A 3,851-nucleotide genomic window follows, 5' to 3' on the forward strand; every position below is an offset into this window, starting at 1 on the left:
GTCGTATCCAAATATATTCTCTCCTATAGTAAATATATTTGCAAGCTACAGAAATCTCTTCGTTAGAGATCTCTGCTTCAAGACGGATATTGTAATTGTTATGGAGGCGTACAAAACCAAAATCAAACTGAATAAAACGATCTGGCAAAGAGAGCCACATTTTTCTAGGTTCCGTAGAAAACCACCCTTGGGTTTTAAGAATACGGCTTGCTGCAGTAAGGCTTATCGAGCGCTGTTTGGGTTTTTCACGCGTTAGAATATCGTCTAACTCGCCATTTTTATAAGCTTGTGCAAATAAAATAAGGCGATCAATCCACTCCATGCTTGCGTAATCCGCAAATTCTGAAACATGTAATTGGGGTGCCGGCTTATCAGACCTTAAAGCATCAAGATCACCAAGCAATGCTTCAGCAACGGCAGAATGATTGGCTGCTTCTTCACGCAATTTTTGTTCAATATCTTGTTCTTTTGCCCACGCAATTACCCTATTTAAAGCTTCCTCAATATGACTTTCTGAAAGATTCTGTGCTGTAACTCCGAAATTTTCTTCTGCAGAAATCAACATATCATCATATTTGTAGCGCGACTGTTCGCCATTAGAATATTCCTCAGCAAGGCAATAAGCGGCTGTAGTAAGATCAACTGATAGCCGCAACCTTCCACCATCCTCTCCATAATCTACAACATCGTAAAGAATGCGTATTATACGATCGGAGAGATGATAATAAGCAAAGGTATCTCCAACCTCATGGCGATGAGTCTCCCAACCCAATCTTTTTAAAATCTCTGTTACGTCTTTGGTTTGCATAGTAGTTCACTTATCAACTAATTGTGCAACATCAGCTAAAGTATAAGTTTTCATAAAACTTCACCTGCGTGCTCTTTAATTCTTTTACAGAGAAATTCATAAAAGTTACCTGCGTAATACTGGGGATCGCTAGGTGGAAATCTAAGATAGAGTGGACACTCCGCACCTTGAAACTGAGAGTAATCAAAATAAAATGTCTCACCAAAATCAGTTCTACTCACAACAAGCTGTTCTGATGTTACAAAACCATCTTTTCTATCGAGTAAGTTTCGGTAAACAATATCACCAGCAGGAATACCTACCCCACAATCCTTATAAAGGCTAAAAATTTCTTCGCCACCAATTTCTCCTCCTTTATAATTTTTTAAAAAATCCTTATAAGAAGTTGTAAACTGCAAGCCGAGAGTTTTTTCAGCCTCTTTAATCCGTACATCACTAACGGCGTCCTCTGCAGTACCAAAATTGATAATATCATCATCATACTTATTTACTTTATCAATTAATTGCACAACATCATCTAAAGTATAGGTTTTTATGAAACTTCGCCTGCGTGCTCTTTAATTCTTTTACAGAGAAATTCATAAAAATTGCTTGCATAATAATGTGATTCTCCAGATGGAATTCTGACATAAAGTGGGCATTCACCATCCTGAAACTGAGAATAATCAAAGTAAAAGGTTTCACCAAAATCTGTTCTACTCACAACAAGCTGTTCTGGTGTCGCAAATCCATCTTTTCTATCGAGTAAGTTTCGGTAAACAATATCACCAGCAGGAATGCCAACACAATCTCCATAAAGGCTAAAAATCTCCTCATAACCAATTTCTCCTCCTCCATAATTTTGTAAAAAACTCTTGTAGGAGGATGTAAACTGCAAACTGAGAGTTTTCTCTTCTTTTTTAATCAGGACATCATCAGGCGCATCCTCTGCAGTACCAAAGTCAATAACATCCGGATACTTATCAATTAATTGCACAACATCAGCTAAAGTATAAGTTTTCATAGGTTGTTCTCCATAAATTATTATTTTTTTAGTTGCTATATTTTCTTTTCATAATCTTTAGCACGTTCTTTCCAATATTTTGGTCTCCATATATTGAAAATATCTCTATCAATAGCCGATCCCATTGCATTAGGATTAATATGAATAACAGAATTATGTTTTATGAAATGCATTCGTAACCTCTGCTATGGGACCATCATGTGTTTGTAGCATATGGTGTAATTCAATGGGAGCATTATCAGCGTCAAGAGGTGCTCTCCCTGTTTTCATCCTCTCAATATTTGTACCTTTTACTTCTTTTCCTCCCTATCTCCAAGTAACGATTCGATAAGGATCAAACAAATCATCTCTCTGATAAACTTTGTTTGTCTGACCAAATTTGCTATCGGTAAATTTAGAGAATTTGCCTTTTAACCAATTTTGTTTTTCTTTAGCAGCGAGTTTTGTCTGTTCTTTTTTTGCTTCAAGCTTGGCAAGATCTCTTTGTGTCGCAAGTTCTGAAAGATTTTTCTTGGAAACGAATTAAGTAATAGTAAACAATACCGCTACTCGGAATATCTGCTCTATATTCCTTATAAACGTTACATATTTCCTTACCACCCATATCATCTCTTCCATAATTTTTTCCAAAAGCGCTTGTAAAAAGGGATTGGTTGTGGAGTGGGAATGGTCTCAATCTTTTCAATCGGTTGATCACCTTCAGGTATCTCAGCTTCTACGCTTTCTTTAATTCTTTTACAAAGGAATTCATAAAAATTACTTGCGTAATATTCGCAGTCTTCAGATGGAAGTCTGACATAGAGTGGACATTCTTCGTCCCGAAACAGTGTATAATCAAAATAAAAGGTTTCACCAAAATCAGTACTACTCACAAAAAGCTGTTCTGGTGTCATAAAACCACGTTTTCTAGCATTTAAGTTTTGGAAAACAATATCACCAGCAGGAATACCTTCCCCACCATCTCCATAAATGCTAAAAATTTCTTCACCACCAATTTCCCCTCCTACATATTTCTTTAAAAAAACTTTGTAAGACGATGTGAATTTCAAACCCAAAGCTTTCTCCGCTTTTTCAATCTGTAGATCATCTGTTTCATTCTCTTCATCATCTTCACTACCCAAATTAATAATATCATTATTATATTTATTCACTTTATCAATTAATACTGCAACATCAGCTAAGGTATAGGTTTTCATCAACTATTCTCCATCAATTATTTTATAAGTCTCTGTTTTTTCTCTTTTCATCAACCGTAGAGTATTACTGCTGATGCTCCTGTCCCCATCTGTTAAAATCTAGACCTATAATACCCCATTTCATATCGATTATTCCTTCTAAATGACTGTTTTTTTGTTCTCTATAACCTTTAGCACGTTCCTTCCAATATTCCTCTCTCCATTCTTTAAACTTTTCTCTCTCTATAAGCGATTGATGTTTTTGAGGATTATCATGAATCACAGAAGTATATTTTTGATGAAATTCCTTGCTAATTTCTGCTATGGCGCCCTCAGGCGTTTGTGATAAATGATGCAATTCAACAGACTGACCATCATATCCTATAGGAGCTCTTCCTGTTTCCATTCTCTCAATATTAGTGCCCCACACATCTTCCCCTTTTACTCTCCATTTAACCCTTTCGTTAGGATCAAATAAATTGTTTCTTTGATAGACTTTGTTTGTCTGACCAAATTTGCTATCGGTAAATTTAGTGGGTTTGCCTTTTAACCAATACTGTTTTTCTTTAGCAGCGGCTTTGGTCAGTTCTTTTTTTGCTTCAAGCTTGGCAAGATCTCCCTGAGCTGCAAGTTCTGCAAGATTTTTCTTGGAAGCAAATTGGGCAAAATCTTTCCTCGCCATAAATTTTATCAGAGCCTTTTCGCTAAGCTTTGCTCCTCCCTTAGCTGCTCCAGCAACTCCTGTCATTAGGGATGCTATATCAGTCAATAATTTTCCAAGTTCAACACCCGCTTTAAAAGATCCACCAGCACCGGCTCGCTCATATTCCTCCGTCATTTTATTAATGCGATCTACATAGGACTG

The 3,851-nt window shown here is 36.5% G+C and carries 5 protein-coding genes and 1 pseudogene; all 6 read right to left on the reverse strand.

The features are described 5' to 3' along the window. Positions 1–808, reverse strand: a pseudogene (locus tag NNJ85_RS00005) (hypothetical protein); the annotation flags it as partial. Positions 809–858: 50 nt separating this feature from the next. Then, positions 859–1,344, reverse strand: a complete 486-nt coding sequence (locus NNJ85_RS00010) for an SMI1/KNR4 family protein (RefSeq protein ID WP_371923313.1) — start codon at positions 1,342–1,344, stop codon at positions 859–861. Next, the gene (locus tag NNJ85_RS00015) at positions 1,341–1,811 is read right to left on the reverse strand and encodes an SMI1/KNR4 family protein (RefSeq protein ID WP_254472595.1); all 471 of its coding nucleotides are present in this window, start codon (positions 1,809–1,811) and stop codon (positions 1,341–1,343) included. The genes NNJ85_RS00010 and NNJ85_RS00015 overlap by 4 nt, the downstream gene beginning before the upstream one ends. 153 nt (positions 1,812–1,964) lie before the next feature. Further along, positions 1,965–2,081 carry an HNH/ENDO VII family nuclease gene (locus tag NNJ85_RS00020; RefSeq protein WP_254472596.1) on the reverse strand — a complete coding sequence of 39 codons (117 nt, stop codon included), beginning with the start codon at positions 2,079–2,081 and terminating at the stop codon, positions 1,965–1,967. A gap of 335 nt (positions 2,082–2,416) precedes the next feature. Further along, complete coding sequence (locus tag NNJ85_RS00025) at positions 2,417–3,007, reverse strand: SMI1/KNR4 family protein (protein WP_254472598.1); 591 nt, start codon at positions 3,005–3,007, stop codon at positions 2,417–2,419. 64 nt (positions 3,008–3,071) lie between these two features. Then, the coding region (locus NNJ85_RS00030) for an HNH/ENDO VII family nuclease (protein ID WP_254472600.1) at positions 3,072–3,851 on the reverse strand (780 nt) is incomplete at its 5' end.

The sequence above is a fragment of the Bartonella sp. B1098 genome, assembly GCF_944896145.1.
GTDB lineage: Bacteria > Pseudomonadota > Alphaproteobacteria > Rhizobiales > Rhizobiaceae > Bartonella.

Excerpts from the sequence above, each read along its gene's own strand:
- NNJ85_RS00015 (WP_254472595.1), bottom strand. The coding sequence starts at position 1,811 with ATGAAAACTTATACTTTAGCTGATGTTGTGCAATTAATTGATAAGTAT.
- NNJ85_RS00025 (WP_254472598.1), bottom strand. The coding sequence starts at position 3,007 with ATGAAAACCTATACCTTAGCTGATGTTGCAGTATTAATTGATAAAGTG.
- NNJ85_RS00020 (WP_254472596.1), bottom strand. The coding sequence starts at position 2,081 with ATGAAAACAGGGAGAGCACCTCTTGACGCTGATAATGCTCCCATTGAA.